At 36.7% G+C, this 18981-nt stretch carries 16 protein-coding genes; 7 read left to right on the top strand and 9 right to left on the bottom strand.

Annotated features, from left to right (window positions below; genetic code table 11):
• Window positions 1-136: 136 nt before the first annotated feature.
• The 5 genes from ACFIK4_RS03450 to ACFIK4_RS03430 all read left to right on the top strand — a co-directional run bounded on the left by ACFIK4_RS03450 (window position 137) and on the right by ACFIK4_RS03430 (window position 5911).
• Window positions 137-298: a hypothetical protein gene (locus ACFIK4_RS03450; protein WP_375613123.1), complete on the top strand. Its 162-nt coding sequence runs from the start codon at window positions 137-139 to the stop codon at window positions 296-298.
• Window positions 299-420: 122 nt separating this feature from the next.
• Window positions 421-834, top strand: a complete 414-nt coding sequence (locus ACFIK4_RS03445; RefSeq protein WP_375613122.1) for a hypothetical protein — start codon at window positions 421-423, stop codon at window positions 832-834.
• A gap of 362 nt (window positions 835-1196) precedes the next feature.
• Window positions 1197-1598 carry a hypothetical protein gene (locus ACFIK4_RS03440; protein ID WP_375611504.1) on the top strand — a complete coding sequence of 134 codons (402 nt, stop codon included), beginning with the start codon at window positions 1197-1199 and terminating at the stop codon, window positions 1596-1598.
• Between the two features lie 161 nt (window positions 1599-1759).
• Complete coding sequence (locus ACFIK4_RS03435; protein ID WP_375611505.1) at window positions 1760-2209, top strand: hypothetical protein; 450 nt, start codon at window positions 1760-1762, stop codon at window positions 2207-2209.
• Window positions 2210-3157: 948 nt separating this feature from the next.
• Entirely contained in the window at window positions 3158-5911 is a 2754-nt protein-coding gene (locus ACFIK4_RS03430; protein ID WP_375674983.1) for an autotransporter outer membrane beta-barrel domain-containing protein, read from the top strand.
• A gap of 271 nt (window positions 5912-6182) precedes the next feature.
• On the opposite strand, the gene ACFIK4_RS03425 is transcribed toward ACFIK4_RS03430, so the two are convergent.
• The 5 genes from ACFIK4_RS03425 to ACFIK4_RS03405 form a co-directional block, all read right to left on the bottom strand.
• The gene (locus tag ACFIK4_RS03425; protein ID WP_375636820.1) at window positions 6183-7445 is read right to left on the bottom strand and encodes an acetyl-CoA carboxylase biotin carboxylase subunit family protein; all 1263 of its coding nucleotides are present in this window, start codon (window positions 7443-7445) and stop codon (window positions 6183-6185) included.
• Window positions 7442-7843: an EamA family transporter gene (locus ACFIK4_RS03420; RefSeq protein WP_375674980.1), complete on the bottom strand. Its 402-nt coding sequence runs from the start codon at window positions 7841-7843 to the stop codon at window positions 7442-7444. Before ACFIK4_RS03420 ends, ACFIK4_RS03425 begins: the two co-directional genes overlap by 4 nt.
• A gap of 9 nt (window positions 7844-7852) precedes the next feature.
• Window positions 7853-8305, bottom strand: coding sequence for an EamA family transporter (locus ACFIK4_RS03415; RefSeq protein ID WP_375675003.1), 453 nt, complete (start codon window positions 8303-8305; stop codon window positions 7853-7855).
• Window positions 8306-8385: 80 nt separating this feature from the next.
• The gene (locus ACFIK4_RS03410; RefSeq protein ID WP_375674978.1) at window positions 8386-9591 is read right to left on the bottom strand and encodes a DUF6421 family protein; all 1206 of its coding nucleotides are present in this window, start codon (window positions 9589-9591) and stop codon (window positions 8386-8388) included.
• Window positions 9578-10138: a prephenate dehydratase domain-containing protein gene (locus ACFIK4_RS03405; protein ID WP_375674976.1), complete on the bottom strand. Its 561-nt coding sequence runs from the start codon at window positions 10136-10138 to the stop codon at window positions 9578-9580. Before ACFIK4_RS03405 ends, ACFIK4_RS03410 begins: the two co-directional genes overlap by 14 nt.
• Window positions 10139-10785: 647 nt before the next feature.
• On the opposite strand from ACFIK4_RS03405, the gene ACFIK4_RS03400 reads away from it, so the two are divergent.
• Window positions 10786-11568 carry an ATP12 family chaperone protein gene (locus ACFIK4_RS03400; RefSeq protein WP_375629042.1) on the top strand — a complete coding sequence of 261 codons (783 nt, stop codon included), beginning with the start codon at window positions 10786-10788 and terminating at the stop codon, window positions 11566-11568.
• Window positions 11569-11602: 34 nt separating this feature from the next.
• On the opposite strand, the gene ACFIK4_RS03395 is transcribed toward ACFIK4_RS03400, so the two are convergent.
• The 4 genes from ACFIK4_RS03395 to uvrA form a co-directional block, all read right to left on the bottom strand.
• Entirely contained in the window at window positions 11603-12148 is a 546-nt protein-coding gene (locus ACFIK4_RS03395) for a hypothetical protein (protein WP_375629043.1), read from the bottom strand.
• A 156-nt stretch (window positions 12149-12304) separates the two neighbouring features.
• Window positions 12305-13714 carry a type I glutamate--ammonia ligase gene (gene glnA / locus ACFIK4_RS03390; protein ID WP_375611514.1) on the bottom strand — a complete coding sequence of 470 codons (1410 nt, stop codon included), beginning with the start codon at window positions 13712-13714 and terminating at the stop codon, window positions 12305-12307.
• 59 nt (window positions 13715-13773) lie between these two features.
• On the bottom strand, window positions 13774-14112 hold the full coding sequence (locus ACFIK4_RS03385) for a P-II family nitrogen regulator (protein ID WP_015856528.1): 339 nt from the start codon (window positions 14110-14112) through the stop codon (window positions 13774-13776).
• Window positions 14113-15176: 1064 nt separating this feature from the next.
• Window positions 15177-18092 (bottom strand): excinuclease ABC subunit UvrA, encoded by a 2916-nt coding sequence (uvrA, locus tag ACFIK4_RS03380; protein ID WP_375611515.1) that lies wholly within the window; start codon window positions 18090-18092, stop codon window positions 15177-15179.
• 330 nt (window positions 18093-18422) lie between these two features.
• On the opposite strand from uvrA, the gene ssb reads away from it, so the two are divergent.
• Window positions 18423-18929 (top strand): single-stranded DNA-binding protein, encoded by a 507-nt coding sequence (gene ssb / locus ACFIK4_RS03375; RefSeq protein ID WP_375611516.1) that lies wholly within the window; start codon window positions 18423-18425, stop codon window positions 18927-18929.
• Window positions 18930-18981 lie beyond the last annotated feature (52 nt).

Here is an 18981-nt window from a genome sequence, read left to right as displayed (position 1 = left end):
GCTCTGAACACACACAACAACAATTCTCTCTATCCTTGAGGCAACAGGCAATGTTGATATGGATGTACAATGAGATGCTACGATTATTGCTTCTCATCTGATTTCTGGTCAAGATATCAATGTAATGGGGGAAAGTATGACGATTGTTGGCATGACAGACCATCATAGCAGCCATTCACAGACGCATGAAACAGGTTTTGATGGGAATAAATTTGACTTTGTAAGCAGAATTATTGGCGGTAATGGCTATACCTACGAAACGATACCTGCTGGCAGTAACGTTTGGATAGAATGGTAGAGAGTGGCTACAAATCCCATAAATCCCCATACCTGTCTTGGAGATGCGGGTCCAAAATGCCAAAAATTTTATGGCACATCTCATTTAGAACAAAAGCCTTGAATTAGATCATGGAGTAAAAAATGAAACACATCGTAAAATTATTAAGTGCTGTAACTTTGTTAAGTATAGCTGGATGTCAGTTTAATAAGCCTCCTTCAGGATATTTGACTGCTTGGGAAAAACCAGGAGCAGATTTTACAGAGATAGGAAAAGGCTTGTTAGAATGTGGTATGCCAACTCCTTATGATGTCGATCCAGAAAACAGAAAGCAGAGCATCAATGCAAAAGCAACAACTTATGCTTGCATGCTTCAATCAGGTTTCCGCTATAAAGATGAAGAGGTAGCAAGAGCGGGTGGACCATGTTATACTTTTAGAGCCGAAAACTTGCCGATTTGTCGTTCAGGCGCAGTCATCCCGAGGCGCAGTGTCAAGAAGCGCTTGAACAGCCCTTTTTGTAAAAAATATAAAAATGCACCTGAATGCAAACCTTAAGTCTTGCTGTTTGTGACGATCACAATCCCTACCTTCATGTTTCTCATACCCGTACGCGGGGGGCTTAATTCAGCATGTCAATGCTATTTATTTATGGGTACCACAACTGTTGGCGCAATAATATGAAATATCTATTTTGGTTATAATCAAAATATTGATAATAATTATAAGCATATCGTTGATAGATAGATGATTTTAGTAATAATTTTACCGTATTTTTGATATAATAATTATGGCATAATCTTCGGAAAGATAAAATAATATAGGTTGATAATGTTCATCATTGTTTTGGAAATAAAAAACAGTATGTAAAATAATTTATAGATTGTTTCGTAATATCAAAATTACTCAAGGATAGGAAAATGAAGCAGATTTTAAAATTATTAAGCGGGATAACCTTATTTGTTATGGCTGGATGCTACCCTGAGCAGCCTTCTCGAACAGCTGTAGATGCATGGGAAAAATCCGGTGCTGATCAGCTTGAGATCAAAAAAGCTCTGTTAGAATGTGGAATACAGCATCTTGATGGTCGTCTTGATACAGAAACAAGTACTGATGAGAAATTCAATGCTGAGGAGTCTGTGAATGCATGTATGATCCAAGCAGGTTTCCAAGATAAATTGGGAAGAATGAAGTGGTGTGAGAAATATAAAAATCTTCCAATTTGTCAGCCTGATGCAGTTATTCCTCAGCGAAGTGTAGAGAGGCGTTTGAATAGTCCTCATTGTCAAGAGCATAAAGAACAACCTGAATGTCAACCTTAAGTATTGAGGCTGCTGTAATCAAAAATCCTTCCATTCTTGTTTTTGCATGGGGGGTGGGATTGTTTCTTCAATATCTATATGCTAACAAAAGTCATCTTGCGTGTGAGAAAATATTAGAAGACTTATCAGTCTTTCTATCGTAAATATTGACGGAGGGCGAAATGAAAAAAACATTGAAATTATTGATTGCTATAATTTTATTAAGCTCTGCTGGGTGTATTAGCAAACCTCCCCCATCGACGTTAGAATTATGGGAAAAGTCTGGTGTCAGTAAGTCTATGGTCCAACAAGCACTGTCAAAATGTGGTTGGAAACCAATCTACGCTTCTTCTAAAAATATGGATTCGCGTGCAAGTGATTTTGCAGCAGTTTATGAGTGCATGACTAAAGCAGGTTATCGGTACAAATTACAAGATTCAAAGGGAATCTATTTTTCATCAACGCCGCGAAGTGATTCATTTTTAGTCAATTTAATGGTAGCAGGGTATCAGCAGGTTATGGACAATGATACTTTTGGTGTAACCAATTCGACACAACAAGAGCGAGATTTGATGTTACGTTTTGAAAATGATAAAAAGCGCCAGAAAATAAAAAAAGCTTTGCACAAGTGATCATCAACAGTAGAACGTTAATTTTTAAAGCAATAATTAAATAAAAATATTAAACGGGAGAAGAGAGAAATATAGCTCTTTTGTCTCTAATGTAGTTATATTCATCAGCTACGAGATTGGCAATAGTGTTGTTGTCAGATGATGCTAGCGGAGGATAGTGAGTTGTTGTTTAGAGAAATTTATTCAATATAAAGAATGGCAAATAATAGCTTTGCTAAAATATCTTCTTTAACGATAATAAACAGATAGCTTTCATAGAGCTAATTTTGATGAAATTTTATTTTGGTGTTTTTTAAGTTCAGAATGGTGAGTGTTTTACTGTATTTTAGATTTTATCAAAAGATCTAAAATATTACATTTATTAATTCAAATCATTGATGATAGGGTATTAGGAGAAGTTTTTTATTTATTCAAATTTCTTTGTTAGATATCTAGCATTTTTAATATAGAAATTGTGTACATTAGCTTATACATTAGTGTGCAATTTCTTGTTTTTTTGTTGTAGTTGAAGAGATGATGCGGTTATAGATTTCGTATACTGTATCTTTTTGTTCTGTGTTTTATTAAAACGTTTTAATCGTTTAATCTTAGAAGTCATTCTCATTTTGTTGTATTTTTATTTTTTGGTGGTGAGATAAATTGAATATTATATCTCTTCAAAATTCGCATTTTTTTACGTTTTTTTAAGATTGGTTTTTTGGCCTTTTGTAATTACAGTTTCCAGCGGTTTTTGAGATGCATTCTTTAAAGGGATTTTCATCCTAAATGGTATTTTTAAACTTTTTATTCTTTCTTTACATAAAACACAAAACATATTATTGAATGCTATGATTTTATCATGAAAAATAAAATAATTTTGTTTGTTTTATTCTTGTTGTGTTTAATTTGTGGTTTATTTTTTTGCCAGCATTTTTTGTTTTTGTTGAAAAAAGAAAGTTTTGAAAAACAATGATAATCAAGGTATCTAACAATCACTTGTATTCGTGCGTTTTTACAGCAGCTATTTTTTCTTTTTTGTTAAATATAAATATTGAGGCACATTCTCATTCATATACATCACTGTCATGTGACAAAAACAAATTACCTTATGAATGCAGTGATGGTTCAAAGCATACAATTAGTGATAAAGTATATAAATTCACGGCGCCTGTTAAAGAAACGAATGGGGAGGGTCGTTCTCTCATGTTACCTGCTGCTATAGTAGTGCAGGAGCCAAATACAGTTATTCAGGCAACGCGTGTAGAGGTTGAAGGGACTGCGGGTATAGAAGATATTTATGGTGTTTTTGTATCACGAGGGGGAAAAATTGTTTTGAGCGATTCAGCTTTTAAAAATGTATCAATAGGTCTTAAAGCTGATAATGGAATGATTGAGGTTGATCGTGGAACAATTGAGGCTTTTCAGATTGCTGCTTATGCAGAGAAGCGAGGAGCATCTGTTACGTTAACGAATACAAAAATTAAAGTGGAAGGTTTGGGTATCGGTCAAGAGAGTGCTCTTTTCGTTAGTGCTGATGCGGGTATTCAGATGAAAAGTGGATTTATTGATGTGAATGATGCTGCTGCGCTTTATGTGGGGAGAGGGGGGAGTGCGACTTTAGATGGTGTTACCATTGCTTCAAAATATCAAAAAACAGAAGACAAAGAAAATACAAATGAAAAAATTACACATACAGTTTTCAATGTAAAACATCAGGGTTCTGTTTATGTAAAAAATACGAATATTATTTCTACGGATGTTCATGTTTTAACAGTTGGACAAGATTCTAACACGCCATCCAATAACGGCAGGGAAGGAAATATTTTAATTTCGCGGGTTAATATTGAAGATTCAACAATTAAAGCAATAGGTAACAAACATGGTATGTATTTTGAGAGGGATGAGGAAAATGATGCGTATGAACAGGGGCTTGTCTTTTTGAAAAGGACGATTTTTGAGGTTCCAGATGGGACAGCTGTTCATAGTCATAACAGTCGTATTTATATTGGAGTAACAGAAGGTACAAAAATTTTTGGTGACTTATTATTAACAGCTGAAAAAGGGGGAAGTGTAGCGATTTTGGCTAATTCTTCTTCATTGATAGGAGGGACTCGTGTTGCCGATGATTCTATTGCTGAGCTTTATTTAACAGGGGGATCAAAATGGTTTTTGACAAAAAGAAGAGAGATCGATTTGCAAGTTGCAAACCGTACAAGTTCGTCTATTTCATTTGTGAAAGTTTCTGATAGTTTTATTGCTTTTGAGACTCCAATGTTTCAGGAGTATCAGACACTTCATATTGGGAAGGGAGAAAAAGAAGTTTATAGTGCGCAAGATAGGGCAGATATTTATCTCAATACGCATCTCAGTAGTGATGGTTTGCTCGATAATACAAAAACTGATCGGCTTTTAATACATGGTGATGTTTCTGGAAAAACAACAGTTTATGTGCAATTTGTTGCAGGAAATCAGGGTGAGATAGCAACCGGTGAAAATGCTCATAGTATTTCACTTATTCAGGTTTCTGGAAAAGCGGCAGAGGATTCTTTTCAGTTAAATCGTGCTTATATCGCATTAGAGGGTTTGCCTTACCAATATTATCTTCATGCTTATGGTCCAGCTTCTGCTCTTGGAAATGCACAAACTTCTCAAAGATTGGTTGAAGGAGATGGAGATTTTTGGGATTTTCGCCTTGAAAGTAAATATATTCAGCCTGTTTTAGAGGTGTCTGCTATTCCCCCTTCTGAGTTAAAGGTCAGAGAGGTTGTTCCACAAGTTCCGACCTATCTTTTGTTACCAAATGCTTTGTTTCATGTTGGGCTCATGGATATGAGTCATCAACAAAAGCAGTTGCAAGTTAGGCGGTCTATTCCTCGTAAATTATTAAAAGTTGAAGGGAACTTTGCTTTATCTGTTCACGGTTATGGTGGGAGTTATCGTTATGTCTCAGATCTTTCTATACTTAAATATGGGTACGATGGTCATGTTGATTATAACGCTATAAAAACAGATATTTTGCTCAAAACAATAGAGAGCGCATATAGTACGACATCTTTTGGGATTATGGGAACCTATGGAAAGCTTTCTTTACAACCTCGTAACGTGGAACGAAGCCAAAAGAGTACGTTTAATAAATGGTCATTTACGTCATACGGTAGTGTGGAACACAAAACTGGTTTTTATATAGATGGTCTTTTATCTTATGGTTTGTTTAAAGGGGATGTGCGTAGCCATGTTTGGGGTAAGACGGCGACATTAAAAGCAAATCCTTTGAACGTTTCGTTTTCTGCTGGTAAAACGTTTATGACAGGATATAAAGATCTTATTTTTGATCCGCAACTTCAGCTTATTTATCAACATCTTCAATTTGATAAGTTTCGTGATATTGATGGATTTGATGTTGATATGAAAAAAATGAGTCAATGGTTTGTACGTGTTGGTGGGCGTTTAAGTAAAACATTTACAGCCTCTGATAAGGATCGTATCACTTCTTTTTATGGCAATATTCATCTTGCTCATTGTTTTGGTAAAGAACAATTTGTTCATTTTAAAGATGTTTTTCAGTTGAGTGCTTTCGGTTCTTCCTTAGAAACAGGTTTGGGTATCAATGCGCAGTTTTCTTCTAAAGTTACACTTTACAGTGATCTTAGCTATCAGCATAGGTTAACCAAGGCTGGTTTTTCTGGAGTTCATTTTTCTGGTGGTTTGCGCTATCATTTTTAATAAATCTTTTAAAAAAATAATAAATGTTATTTTCAAAGTCTTGTTCTACTATCGGAATTAAAACCATTGTTTGTGCAGAATTTTAGTTGCTTCTTTTAATAATGATATCATGTGTTTTAATAAATATGAAAATATCGTGTTGATTTATTTTTATCTACTATAGCATTTTTCAAATGCTTTAAAAAATTTGTTCATCTGATAAACAGATTTAAAATGAGAAAATCCTACGATATCGGCGTTCTCATTCAATATGAATAACGATAAATTATCATTATAAATCAGTATTTTGCCATATGATGCTTAAGGTATCATCGAGCCATTTATGGTAATTGCGTGCTTCTTCGTTTGAGTTATGAACAGAGAAAATAAAACCAGGATATCCACCAAATGCTGGTGGAGGTGGTGAAATGTGATTGGTTTCAAAAAAAATGATAGTTCTGGCGGTTTGAGGATGCTGTGCAACCTTATCTAGACCTGAAAATCCAGAAAACCGTCCATACCCATGAAGAGGAATAATATAATTTGCCGCCACTTTTTCAGTTGGGAGTATATCGGGAAGGTCTGGGGTTTGTTCAGCTAAAGCGGCATTCATACATAGTTTTGCAAATGAAATTCCTGTACCTTGCTCAACAATAAAATGGGAAACACCTGATCCACCTATACGAGCGCCTATCTCAATGATATAAGGTAAATTATTAGTATCTAGGCGTAGCTCTACATGGGCAGCTCCCATATTTATACCAAGAGCTTTAACTCCAGAGCATGCAGCCTCACATAAAGCAATAATTAAAGGATCATCTATATCACAGCGTTGACGATAAATTGTTTCTTCAAACCATGGTCCCTCAGGCTGTCCCTTGTCTCCAACGGATAGAACGTGTACACCTGCTGTATCAACAAAGCATTCTACGACAAACTCTTTTCCTGACAAATACTGTTCTACGACTAAACCTACAGGTTTATTTTTATCATTAAAACGTGCCATGTCTTTATGCTGAACATTCCATACGGCTTTAATGAGATCAGGAAGTTCGGTGGAATTTTTAGCTAACATGACGCCTGCACTTGCCCATCCAGAGACGGGTTTAATAACGAGTGGACAGTCTAAGGCATGTACTTGTGATAGGTCTTCTGGATTATCTATATAAAAGAATCCTGGTGTTCTTAAGCCTGCTTTAGCAAAAGCTTGACGCATGAGATATTTATTTCTGGTTAATGCTGCTACTTCTGGTTCAATACTTGGAGTATTGATTTTTTTTGCAGCCAAAGCTGTCCATAGAATGGCTTCTTCGCGAAGGGTCATAACCCCAGCAATATTGCGTTCTTTTGCTCCTGTTGCAAAAGTGTCTAGAGCTAGCTCTGGGTTATCAAAAACAGGAAGTTGCCAAGTTGAAGTGACTGCTGCGGGGTGTTGAGTGGGAGCGCTTTCAGCGGTATCATAGATCATTACTAATTCGATATTAGCTGCTTGTGCTGCTTCAAATATAAATGGTAATTTTGCATTGCGCTGGCAAACTAACGCGAGTTTTTTCATTTTGTTTCCTTATTAAATTTGGAGTTTTGAGAATGGCGTTTATGTTGCCATGTAGATACCTTTGATGCATCTATAAATAAGAGTGTCATCCCTATAACAACTACAATCATAGCAATTATTTTGATCATATTGAGAGAAGGGCTCGAGCCGATTATCCATTCACATGCAATCACTGCAAAAGGGGATAATACGCCGATAGTGTTGGCGTATAATACGCCTCCTTCGGCTAAAACTTTTTGATATAATACGTAAACTGGTGCCGAGCAAACAGTTCCTAAAATCAATATTTTAAATATATCTTCTAACTTAAGATAGAAGAGTGGGGCAGGATCAAAAATAAATAATGGCATAAATGATGCTGCAGAAATTGTCGTGATCCAAGCCAGTGAGGTGAGCAAAGGTAGATTTTAAAGATAACGTTTAGACAATAAGCCATAAGCAGAATAAGAAAGGGCTGCTGTTAAGGCAAGCACTACTCCTATCAGGTTATAATATCCACCTTCTCCACTATTTATATTGAATACTACAGCTGCTACACTGACAATTATCACTCCACTAAGCTTCAGCCATGAGAATTTAAGGACATTTGTCAATGCACCTAATATATAAGTAATTCCTGGAATAGTAGCGAGCACCATGGTTAAATCACTGGCTTTGAGCGATTTTAATGCACCAAAGCTGCATACAAAATACAGCGAAAATCCTAACACTGAGAGAATTAAAAAAGAAGGTATCATGGAAAGCAATGGTAGGGATCTGAAAACAGCTTTCTCACGAAATATTGCAATCAGCCATAAGGTGGCAGCGGTGGCAAACAACCTAAGTCCAACCGCATGCATGACGGGTATATTGCTAACCAAATTCTTAGATAATAACCAACTTATGGAAAACAATGCTAGAATGGCAAAAGTAAATAATAATAATCGTCCTTTTATAAAACTCAATGATTTAATCCTCTAATCACTCGCTGTGCATAAGATGATGTTGAAAAATTAAATCGTGACTGTGAAGTTTGCGGCTTACCAAGATTATTTTGGATATAATCTTTAGCTCCTGCCAAATAAGCGTCATCATCTAATGCTTCAAGTGCTTCTATATCTGCTATCATCAATATTATTACTTTTTCAAGACGCTCCAAATCAAATTGAAGATAACCTTGATTTGTTTCAATCAATGCTTTGTTCCGCATCAATATTTCAAAAAGCAAGATCCCTGTACCAGCATCGAATGTCATATGCTGATCAGAATCTTTTGGATAACGAAATATGCGTTCTAATAGGATAAATTCAGTTATTTCTTTCCAAAATTTTGGATGATTTTGTAGCATAATACGCACTGTAATTAAATCAACTTTAGTTTCTTCTAGAAGACCTGTAAACCAATTTAATTTTATATACAGATTTTTATCCAATGGCCGCGGTCCGGTATGATGTGCATAGTCATGATAATAGCCCCACAAACAGCGAGCATCGTAAATGTCTTCTTTAGATAAGTTACGACTATGCAATTGACCGAACAGGAATTTACTATCTCGACCGAGTAAACGTTCAGCTTCCACAATTGTTTGCTTGTTGTAAATATCAAAGAATTTACTGAAAAAAAACAAAGCAAATGCTTGCTTATCAATTTTTTGAGCAGCTGCTACAGATTCTGGGAATAGAACAATGCAATTGCCTTCTAAAAAACCTCTTGATGCTATTCCCATTTTTATACATTGAAATGGTGATACATAATTATTTGTATATTTTGAGGCGTCAGCAAGATAGGCCGTTTCATGACGATATCCTGTAACTAATTCCAGCCGGAATCCTTCTGGATCAGGTCCATTTGTTGCACGCATTGGAGCCAAGAAAAACAAGGGCGCATCTGGTAATGGGGCTTTGAAAGCAGCCAAAGTGTTATCAAATTGAGGAGGGGTCGTTAAACCGCTGATCATCCACTGATGAAGATCATCAGAAGTGGTCGCTAAAAGTTTTGGAGATAATCCGTCAAGAATATTGGCATGGTGGTTCAGCAGAGTGATCAATTCATTGATCATATTATTATCTGCTGAAGTTGGTTCTTTAATGCTCCCATCTCGTTCTTGGCGCATACGGAATTTGTCAACCAAGTTAACAATGGAAAGAAGCGCTTCAGATTTTTTCATGATGAGTTGACTTTAGTGAGTGGAGCAAAAAGGACATTGGCACTTGTCCAAAATTTTCGACAATACTCAGCTTATAGCGATTTGCCGCAACCGATGTTGTGATACAAGCATCGGCTTTTTCAGCCTTACAAAGAACGGCTGCATCAGCATTGCTGTTGGCAAATACTTTGTCATATTGATGAGCTACCAGAGATTGCGGGGCAGGATGAGTCGCTACGGTTTTAATTTCATCAATGTTATTGCGTTTAGCTAAAACCATAGAGTGAGTAGGCATGATAAAGCTGTCAAATAATTGCATATCACCTAAACGGGTAAATATGAGTGTATGCAAATCAGGGTAAGCAGCACAGCTTAAGAGATATCCATCCTTTTTCTGAGCAAGTTCATTAAATGCTTCTTCAAGAGTTGCGTATAAGATAATACGGGATCTCGAGTCAGTGAACAAAACACTTCTATTGTGATTGTCAAGCCACCACTGTGCTGCTGCTGCACAGTTAGTATCTGCAGGGCCAAGTGTATAGATAAAAGTATTATTTTCAGATTGCATGATCTCTATTCTTTATAACTATATGCCTAAATTTAAACTAGTGTAATATGTAGAGTATATCAAGCACAATGCGTTAAGTAATTTAGTGCTTTATAAAATAATGTATATATGAAAGAAAATTTACAATTATAATTTTGTCTGTTCATTATTCTATCATGCCGTAAAACAGCGTCTTTTAGGGGAGTAATTGAGCAGAAAAATTCTATGCAGGGTATTTATTGGATATGTTAGAGAATTATTGAAATGGTTAAGCGAAGGTGAATGACACGTAAACCGTACTGCTCTATCATTTTTTGGATGAGCAGCGTTTTTGAATCTGTTCATATTGATAATACTATTGTAGGTGAATAATAAGCAAATTGGTAAGGCATGAACATCTTTGCCATAAAACTCAATATGTTTAACTTCTTAATTAAGATAATACTTTTAGAAATTGTTTTACTATTATGATTGTATTAAATATATAAAAGGCAATCATCATTGTCTTGTTTGTAAAAGAAACATGAAATATAACTCTTAAATCAGATTGAGATTGGTAAGATTTTTTTCTTCTTTGGAATCGTTAAGAAGGTCAGATTAAACCTTATTCAAGCTACAGAACCTAAAGAAACAGTCGTTTTTTTTGAAAAGATCAGAGGTAAACAAATATGCGTGAGATTTTGGATCATGTTGATATGCCATTGAATAAGAAGAGTTCTGTTCAAAAGGTTCAAAATCTTTCATTCCAATCACACCCAAAACGGTTTTATAAGCAAGTGAAGATCGCTTGTGAGGAGGGCGGCTTTACGATTTTGTTGGATGAACGTCCTGTAAAAACGCCCGCAAGGCGTCATTTTCATGTGCCAACAGAAGTGTTTGCTGAATATGTTGCTCAGGAATTTGAGAACCAAAAGCACGTTGTTGATCCTGCAAAAATGCCGATGACGCGTTTGGTTAATACTGTTATTGATGGTATCGCTGATGATATGCAGGCGGTTTTTGAAGATTTATTGCGTTTCGTTGCATGTGATATGATCTTTTATCGTGCACAAACACCTAAAGAGTTGGTGCAAAAACAATCTGAGCAATGGGATCCTTTATTAGATTGGGCAGAAAAAAAACTGGGTGCAAGGTTTTATTTGACAGAAGGGCTGATGCATGTGGAACAATCACCAGAAGCACTTCAAGCAGTCAGTAATTATTTACGTAGAGTTGAGTCTGCTTATATGCTTGCTGCACTTCATATGATGACAACATTAACGGGATCTGCTCTCATTGCTCTTGCTGTTGCAGCGGGAAACATTGATGCTGATCATGCTTGGTCTATTGCCTATTTAGATGAAGATTGGATGATGGAGCAATGGGGAACGGATAAAGAAACAATAGCACGCCGTTCTCATAAAAAAGTTGAATTTAAGGCTGCTGCTACAATTGTTACAACTTGTTTATAGGGGAAAATCTTTTATTTACGTGCATTCTTTTCGCTCAGAGTATTTTTGTGACTTTTTGAGGATTGGTTTTTACTTTATCAAGTCCAGGAAATAGTTCATTGGTTATGGTTAAGAGCGCTTCGTCATTACCACGGATAAAATACCATTGGTTATCGTGAAGTAGGGCAATAATTTCAGTTTGAATAGAGCATTTTTTTCCAGCATTTGTTGTGGTTACAAGCTCCACGGGTATAACAAAATAAGGGGTACCATTATCAAGGGTACCTTCACGTTTTTGTTTTTGATCAATGTTGATCGTTTCAATCTTGTAACTTTCTGCCAACCGTTCTATTTGGCTTTTCATGATTTGTAGAAATTGTGATTGATTAAGATTTTTTTGGGCGGTTAAGCGGTTGATGACTTGGGGAGGAATAGCATTTAAGATGGCATTTGCATCGGCATTTTTAAGTGCTTTACTATAAGCAGATGTTGCTTTCTCAAGAGTTGTAAGTTTTTGGTTGGTTATTGTATGTGCTTTAGTTGTTGATGTGATAAAGACAATGCATAAAAGAACGGGAACGAGAAAACAAATTCGCGGCATTAGAAACCTTTGTTAATTCATTTGAAGAGATTCAATACATTATAAAGGAAAAGCGGGCGAGCAAAAAGCCTCTTGCGCTTTTGCATGAGAAGAATATCCACAAAAATGGAGGCTTTTGCCTCCACTTTAAAAATCAAAAGAATACGTATTAATTGTTTAAACAGAATAGTACATATCAAATTCAACAGGATGGGGTGTTGTTTCGTAACGCAAGACTTCTTGCATCTTTACTTGAATGAAGGAATTAATCTGATCATCATCAAAAACGTCGCCAGCTTTAAGAAAGCCACGATCTTTGTCAAGTGCTTCAAGCGCTTCACGCAGGCTTCCTGAAACAGTAGGGATTTCTTTAAGTTCCTTTAAGGGAAGATCATAAAGATCTTTATCCATAGCATGTCCGGGATGAATTTTGTTTTTGATACCGTCAAGACCAGCCATTAAAAGGGCTGCAAATGCCAAATAGGGATTTGCTGTTGGGTCTGGAAAACGAACTTCTACGCGTTTTGAATTTGGTGAGGAGCTCATTGGAATACGGCAAGATGCAGAACGATTACGTGCTGAATAGGCAAGAAGAACAGGAGCTTCATAACCAGGAACCAAACGTTTATAGGAGTTTGTAGATGGGTTGGTAAAAGCATTTATTGCTTTTGCGTGCTTAATAACACCACCGATAAAAAACAGACAGGTTTCTGATAGTCCAGCATATTCATTTCCTGCAAAAATGGGTTTGCCATCTTTCCAAATGGAAATGTGGACATGCATTCCAGAGCCGTTATCACCAAAAACTGGTTTTGGCATGAAGGTTGCTGTTTTCCCATAACTGTTTGCTATTTGATGTACAACATATTTAAAAATTTGCATCTTGTCAGCCTCGCGAACAAGTGTATCAAAACGAATACCCAATTCATGTTGGCCCGCTGCTACTTCGTGATGGTGTTTTTCGACCTGTACACCCATATCTTTGAGTGCTGTGAGCATTTCAGAACGCATATCTTGGCAGGAATCAATCGGCGGAACAGGAAGGTAGCCTCCCTTTATTCGTGGGCGATGCCCTAGATTTCCTGTTTCATATTCCGTATCATCATTAGAGGGAAGTTCACTTGAATCGAGTTTAAACCCTGTGTTGTAAGGGTCCGTTTTATAGCGCACATCATCAAAGATAAAAAACTCTGCTTCTGGACCCACATTGATTGTATCTCCAATGTTTAAAGATTTCATATACACCTCAGCCCTTTTGGCGATAGAACGAGGATCTCTACGATAAAACTCACCAGAGACAGGATCAAGTACATCACAAAATATGACCAAAGTAGATTGAGCAAAAAAAGGATCAATATGTGCTGTTGCTGGATCTGGCATTAAAACCATGTCAGATTCATTAATTGTTTTCCAACCAGCAATTGAAGAACCATCAAACATGACACCATCACTAAAAGTATCCTCGCTGATCTCTGCGATATCCATTGTAATGTGATGCAATTTTCCTCGTGGATCAGTAAAACGTAAATCAACAAAACGGATTTCGTTGTCTGTAATCTGTTTGATAATATCTGATGCGGTTGTCATATTCAATTTCCTTAATATGGCGTTGAGGTGGATAAAAAAGTGAATTTTCCTGTTATTTATTAAAGGGCATCGATACCGGTTTCGTCTGTGCCTATACGAATTGCATCATCAATGGAAAAGACAAATATCTTTCCATCCCCTATATGTTTGGTTTGAGCTGCTTTACGTATTGCATCAACAGTTTGTTCCAGTTTTTCATCGGACACAACAATTTCAATCTTTACTTTAGGTAGAAAGTCAACAACATATTTCGTACCACGATAAAGTTCTGTATGTTCCCTTTGACGACCAAAACCTTTCGCTTCTGTTACTGTAATACCATGTAACCCAATTTTTTGAAGCGCTTCTTTCACTTCATCAAGTTTGAAAGGTTTTATAATGGCTTCAATTTTTTTCATGCTGAAATTATCTCCAACGTTATTTTGTCTTTTTAGACTGCATCACATTATATTGACAACTGTAAGATGTCCAACAGATACTTTGTGCACAAAAAGTCGAAAATAATGACACTCTATGCTCTGTTAGGAGAGTTTCTTTTGTAGAATACAGCCAAATACTGTTTTTTGGGAAAAAAACTTACAATTCTTATACAGAATTCAAATAATATAATAAAAGAGTTTTGTTTCTTTTTTATTAGATAATATCTTGACTTATAAGGATAATTAGACGCTCTCCACATTGAATGAGAAACTCTAATAGCGTAAGATTTTCTCATTTTAGATCTTTTTATCGTCAATCAATCAAAACGATACTTTTATATATCATAAATAGTTATGAGTGTGTGGATAACAACATTTGAAAAAAGAAATAAAATGCTTTTTATGAAAGCTTTCGATAATTAAAGGCTTTACAATATTAGGGAGTAGGGAAGACAAATATTGGAAAAGAGTGTGATGATGCCGATTCATAAATGTAAAGATGGTGGTGTATAATAATGAGTTTATCATTATAGCATTCATAGGAGCCGTTGTGAAATGGGCTTGAGAGCATTGAGAAATGTTTCTTTAAAACAGATGTGGGAATTGGCAACGCAAATATATTCCTTTTGGGGCGTTTTGTTCCTTCGTGAGGAATGTGATCTTCATTAAGGAACGCGATAAATAAAAGTGTGAAGCAATGGCAATCTTCATTATAAGATATTGCTGTGGATGCCTTGGAAAATCATAAAGATAAATTAAAAGGAAATGGAAATATAGAAATTTATTTATACCCTTAAAACTTCATATTCTTCCCAGTTTAGGTTGTCTGGTCGTTTCAGGTATAAACAAAACAGAGAATAAATACGCAATTATGTGCGCGTTCCTATTTGGCAATACGACAACTGAAACAGCTTATAAAGCGCTAAATTGTTTTTAGTCTTTGCTTCAAACGTGTTGCACCACTGGAATTAGGTGTTGGTTTACAGGTAATAATAAAAGTACAGGCTTTGTTAGTATGCTGTATTTTACAATAGAAAGCGTTTCTAAGAATTGGAATTATAGAGAGATGGGCGCAGTAAAACATGTTTTAGAAATTTTCCCGTATAGGAAGCGGGAACCTTAATGATGTCTTCAGGGCGTCCAATTGCAACAATTTCACCACCGCGATCTCCACCTTCTGGTCCTAAATCAATAATCCAGTCGGCTGTCTTTATAACATCAAGGTTATGTTCAATGACTATAACTGTGTTGCCTTGCTCGACTAGTTCGTGAAGCACTTCAAGAAGTTTGGAAATATCATGAAAATGTAAACCTGTTGTCGGTTCATCCAAAATATAGAGTGTACGTCCCGTTGTTTTACGAGAAAGTTCTTTCGCAAGTTTTACACGTTGTGCTTCCCCACCAGAAAGTGTGGTTGCTTGCTGTCCTACTTTTATGTAACCCAATCCTACTTTAATGAGAGTTTCCATTTTATTATGAATAGCGGGAATAGCTTGGAAAAATTCCTCTGCCTTTTCAATTGTCATATCCAAAATATCGGCTATAGACTGTCCTTTGAATTTTATTTCTAGTGTTTCTCGGTTATAGCGTTTTCCTTTACAGACATCGCAAGTAACATAGACATCAGGTAAAAAGTGCATTTCAATTTTGATGACTCCATCACCTTGACATGCTTCGCACCGTCCTCCTTTAACATTAAATGAAAAACGCCCAGCTTTGTAACCGCGGGCTTTTGATTCTGGAAGATCGGCAAACCACTCACGAATCGGTGTAAAAGCACCTGTATAGGTTGCGGGATTAGAGCGTGGGGTGCGTCCAATAGGAGACTGGTTGATATCGATGACTTTATCAAGAAATTCTAATCCTTCAATTTTGTCATAGCTGGCAGGGCTGTGATGAGAGCCCATGATATGATGTGATGCTGCTTTGAAAAGCGTTTCAATAAGAAATGTTGATTTTCCTCCTCCAGAAACACCAGTTATGCATGTGAAGGTTCCAAGAGGAATATTCGCATTGATATTTTTGAGGTTATTGCCTTTGGCGCCGATGATTTTAAGTGTTTTCGTTTTTGATATTTTGCGTCGCTCTGTCGGCATTTTAACAGCCATTTTTCCTGAAAGGTATTGGCCTGTGAGAGAGGCTGAATTTTCTATAATTTCCTGCGGTGTTCCTTGCGCTATGATTTCTCCACCATGAACGCCTGCGGCAGGCCCCATATCGACAACATAGTCTGCTGTGAGAATAGCATCTTCATCATGTTCAACAACAATAACTGTATTGCCAAGATTACGCAAATGGCGCAGCATTTCCAACAGGCGTTCATTATCGCGTTGGTGTAAACCGATAGATGGTTCATCTAAAATATAAAGAACGCCTGTAAGACCAGAACCAATTTGGGATGCCAACCGAATGCGTTGGCTTTCTCCCCCTGAAAGCGTTCCTGAATTTCGAGACAAGGTAAGATATTCCAATCCTACATGATTTAAAAAAGCCAAGCGTTCACGAATTTCTTTTAAAATACGTACGGCGATATTACGTTGTTTTTTTGTGAGATATTGATGAACATTGGCAAACCAATCATCTGCCTTTAGAATAGAAAGATCTGATATTTGCCCAATATGCATTCCGTTTATTTTTACAGCAAGTGCCTCTGGTTTTAAACGATAACCGTGACAAGCTGGGCAGGGCGAAGAAGACATATAACGTTCGATTTCTTCTCGAGACCAAGCAGAATCGGTTTCTTTCCAGCGTCTCTCCATATTAGGGATGATTCCTTCAAAGGGTTGGGTCGTTTTATGCGAACCAGAATTATTTTTATAGATAAAAGAAATTTCATCTCTTTTTGTACCGTAGAGAATAGCCTGTTGTGCTTCATTAGAGAGTTCACACCATTGATCTGTGAGTTTGAAACCGTAAGCTTTTCCTAATGCTTCTAAGGTTTGTTTATAGTAAAGTGAATCTGACTTAGCCCAAGGGGCAATGGCGCCATTCTTGAGGGTAAGATTTTTATTGGGCACAATTTTCAGTGGATCCATTGCTTTTTTTATGCCCAGTCCATCGCAGAGAGGACAGGCGCCAAAAGGATTATTGAACGAAAAAAGGCGTGGTTCAATTTCAGGAATAGAAAAACCCGATACAGGGCAGGAAAACTTTTCTGAAAAAATGAGCCGTTTGTGTGTATCATTTTTTGATTTATGAGCAGATTCCTTTGTCGTTTCTTTTTGTGCTAAGGGGTGGTCTGCCATTTCAGCTATGGCAAGCCCATTTGCTAGCTGTAAACAGGTTTCTATACTATCAGCCAAGCGAGAGGTGATATCCTTCTGTACAACAATGCGGTCTACCACGACATCGATGTCGTGTTTATATTTTTTATCAAGAGGTGGAATATCAGCGATTTCATAGAATTTTCCATCAACTTTAGCGCGTTGAAATCCTCTTTTTAAAAGTTCTGTTAGCTCTTTTTTATATTCTCCCTTTCGTCCTCGCACTAAGGGTGCCATAATAAAAATTCGCGTTCCTTCTGGTAAGGCCATAATTTGATCCACCATTTGGCTTACTGTCTGGCTTTCAATAGGAAGTCCTGTTGCAGGAGAATGAGGAATACCAATACGTGCAAAGAGAAGACGCATGTAATCGTGGATTTCAGTAACGGTACCTACCGTTGAACGAGGGTTGCGACTGGTTGTTTTTTGTTCAATGGAGATAGCTGGAGAGAGACCGTCTATGCGGTCGACATCGGGTTTTTGCATGACTTCCAAAAATTGGCGTGCATAGGCTGAAAGGCTTTCGACATAGCGGCGTTGTCCTTCAGCGTAAATTGTATCAAACGCTAAGGATGATTTCCCTGATCCAGAAAGTCCTGTTATAACAATGAGTTTATCACGAGGCAGATCGAGATCAATATTTTTAAGGTTATGCTCACGTGCACCGCGAATGGAGATATATTTTTGATGAGTCATACTTTATCCTTGGCATATGTGGCAAAAATTGAGCACCTAAAATGGAATAAAACTGTTTTTTTAGAATTATAATGTGTTTAACTGCTTTAATGCAAAAGGAAGGTATAAGTTTTGTGAAAAAAATACAAATGAGCAGCTTTTTATTCTCTCGTGGTGGAATAAACTATGCGTTTTTATCATCTTTTGTTATAATTACACTGAATACAATATTGGTAAAGGATAGCAATACCCATATTGATAGTCAATTGCGACATGTAAATTGAAGGTCAAGATGGTTATAACTGTTATAGAACAGAGTATTTTACAAATTAAAATTTTGGAGTTTATGCGATGGCTGGTAGCCTTAATAAAGTTATTTTGATTGGTAATCTTGGTGCGGATCCTGAAATCCGCCGTTTGAATTCTGGTGATCAAGTGGCAAATCTGCGTATTGCTACTTCAGAAAGTTGGCGCGATCGGAATACAAATGAGCGAAAAGAACGCACTGAGTGGCATAGTATTGTTATTTTTAATGAAAACCTTGTCAAAGTTGCAGAGCAATATTTAAAAAAGGGCAGCAAAATTTATATTGAGGGGCAGTTACAGACACGAAAATGGCAAGATCAAAATGGAAATGACCGTTATACAACAGAGATTGTTTTGCAAAAGTACCGTGGCGAATTACAAATGCTTGATGGGCGGGGAGCTGCGAGCGGGGAGCAAGGAGCAAGTCAAGGGGGGAGTTATAGTGGTGGCTTTGCCGATAGTCACTCAAATCAGAGAAATGCTTTTGGTCAAAATAATAATCAATTGGGAGAAAGTTTTTCACACAAATTAGATGATGACGTCCCTTTTTAAGAGTCTTTAAATTGCAGTATTATGATCATTTTATGGTTTGCTTGTTTCAGAT

The sequence above is a fragment of the Bartonella sp. AP9QHHD genome, assembly GCF_042195625.1.
Taxonomy (GTDB): Bacteria; Pseudomonadota; Alphaproteobacteria; order Rhizobiales; family Rhizobiaceae; genus Bartonella.
The sequence above is the reverse complement of the archived record's forward strand: the minus strand, read 5'-3'. Positions and strand labels throughout refer to the sequence as shown.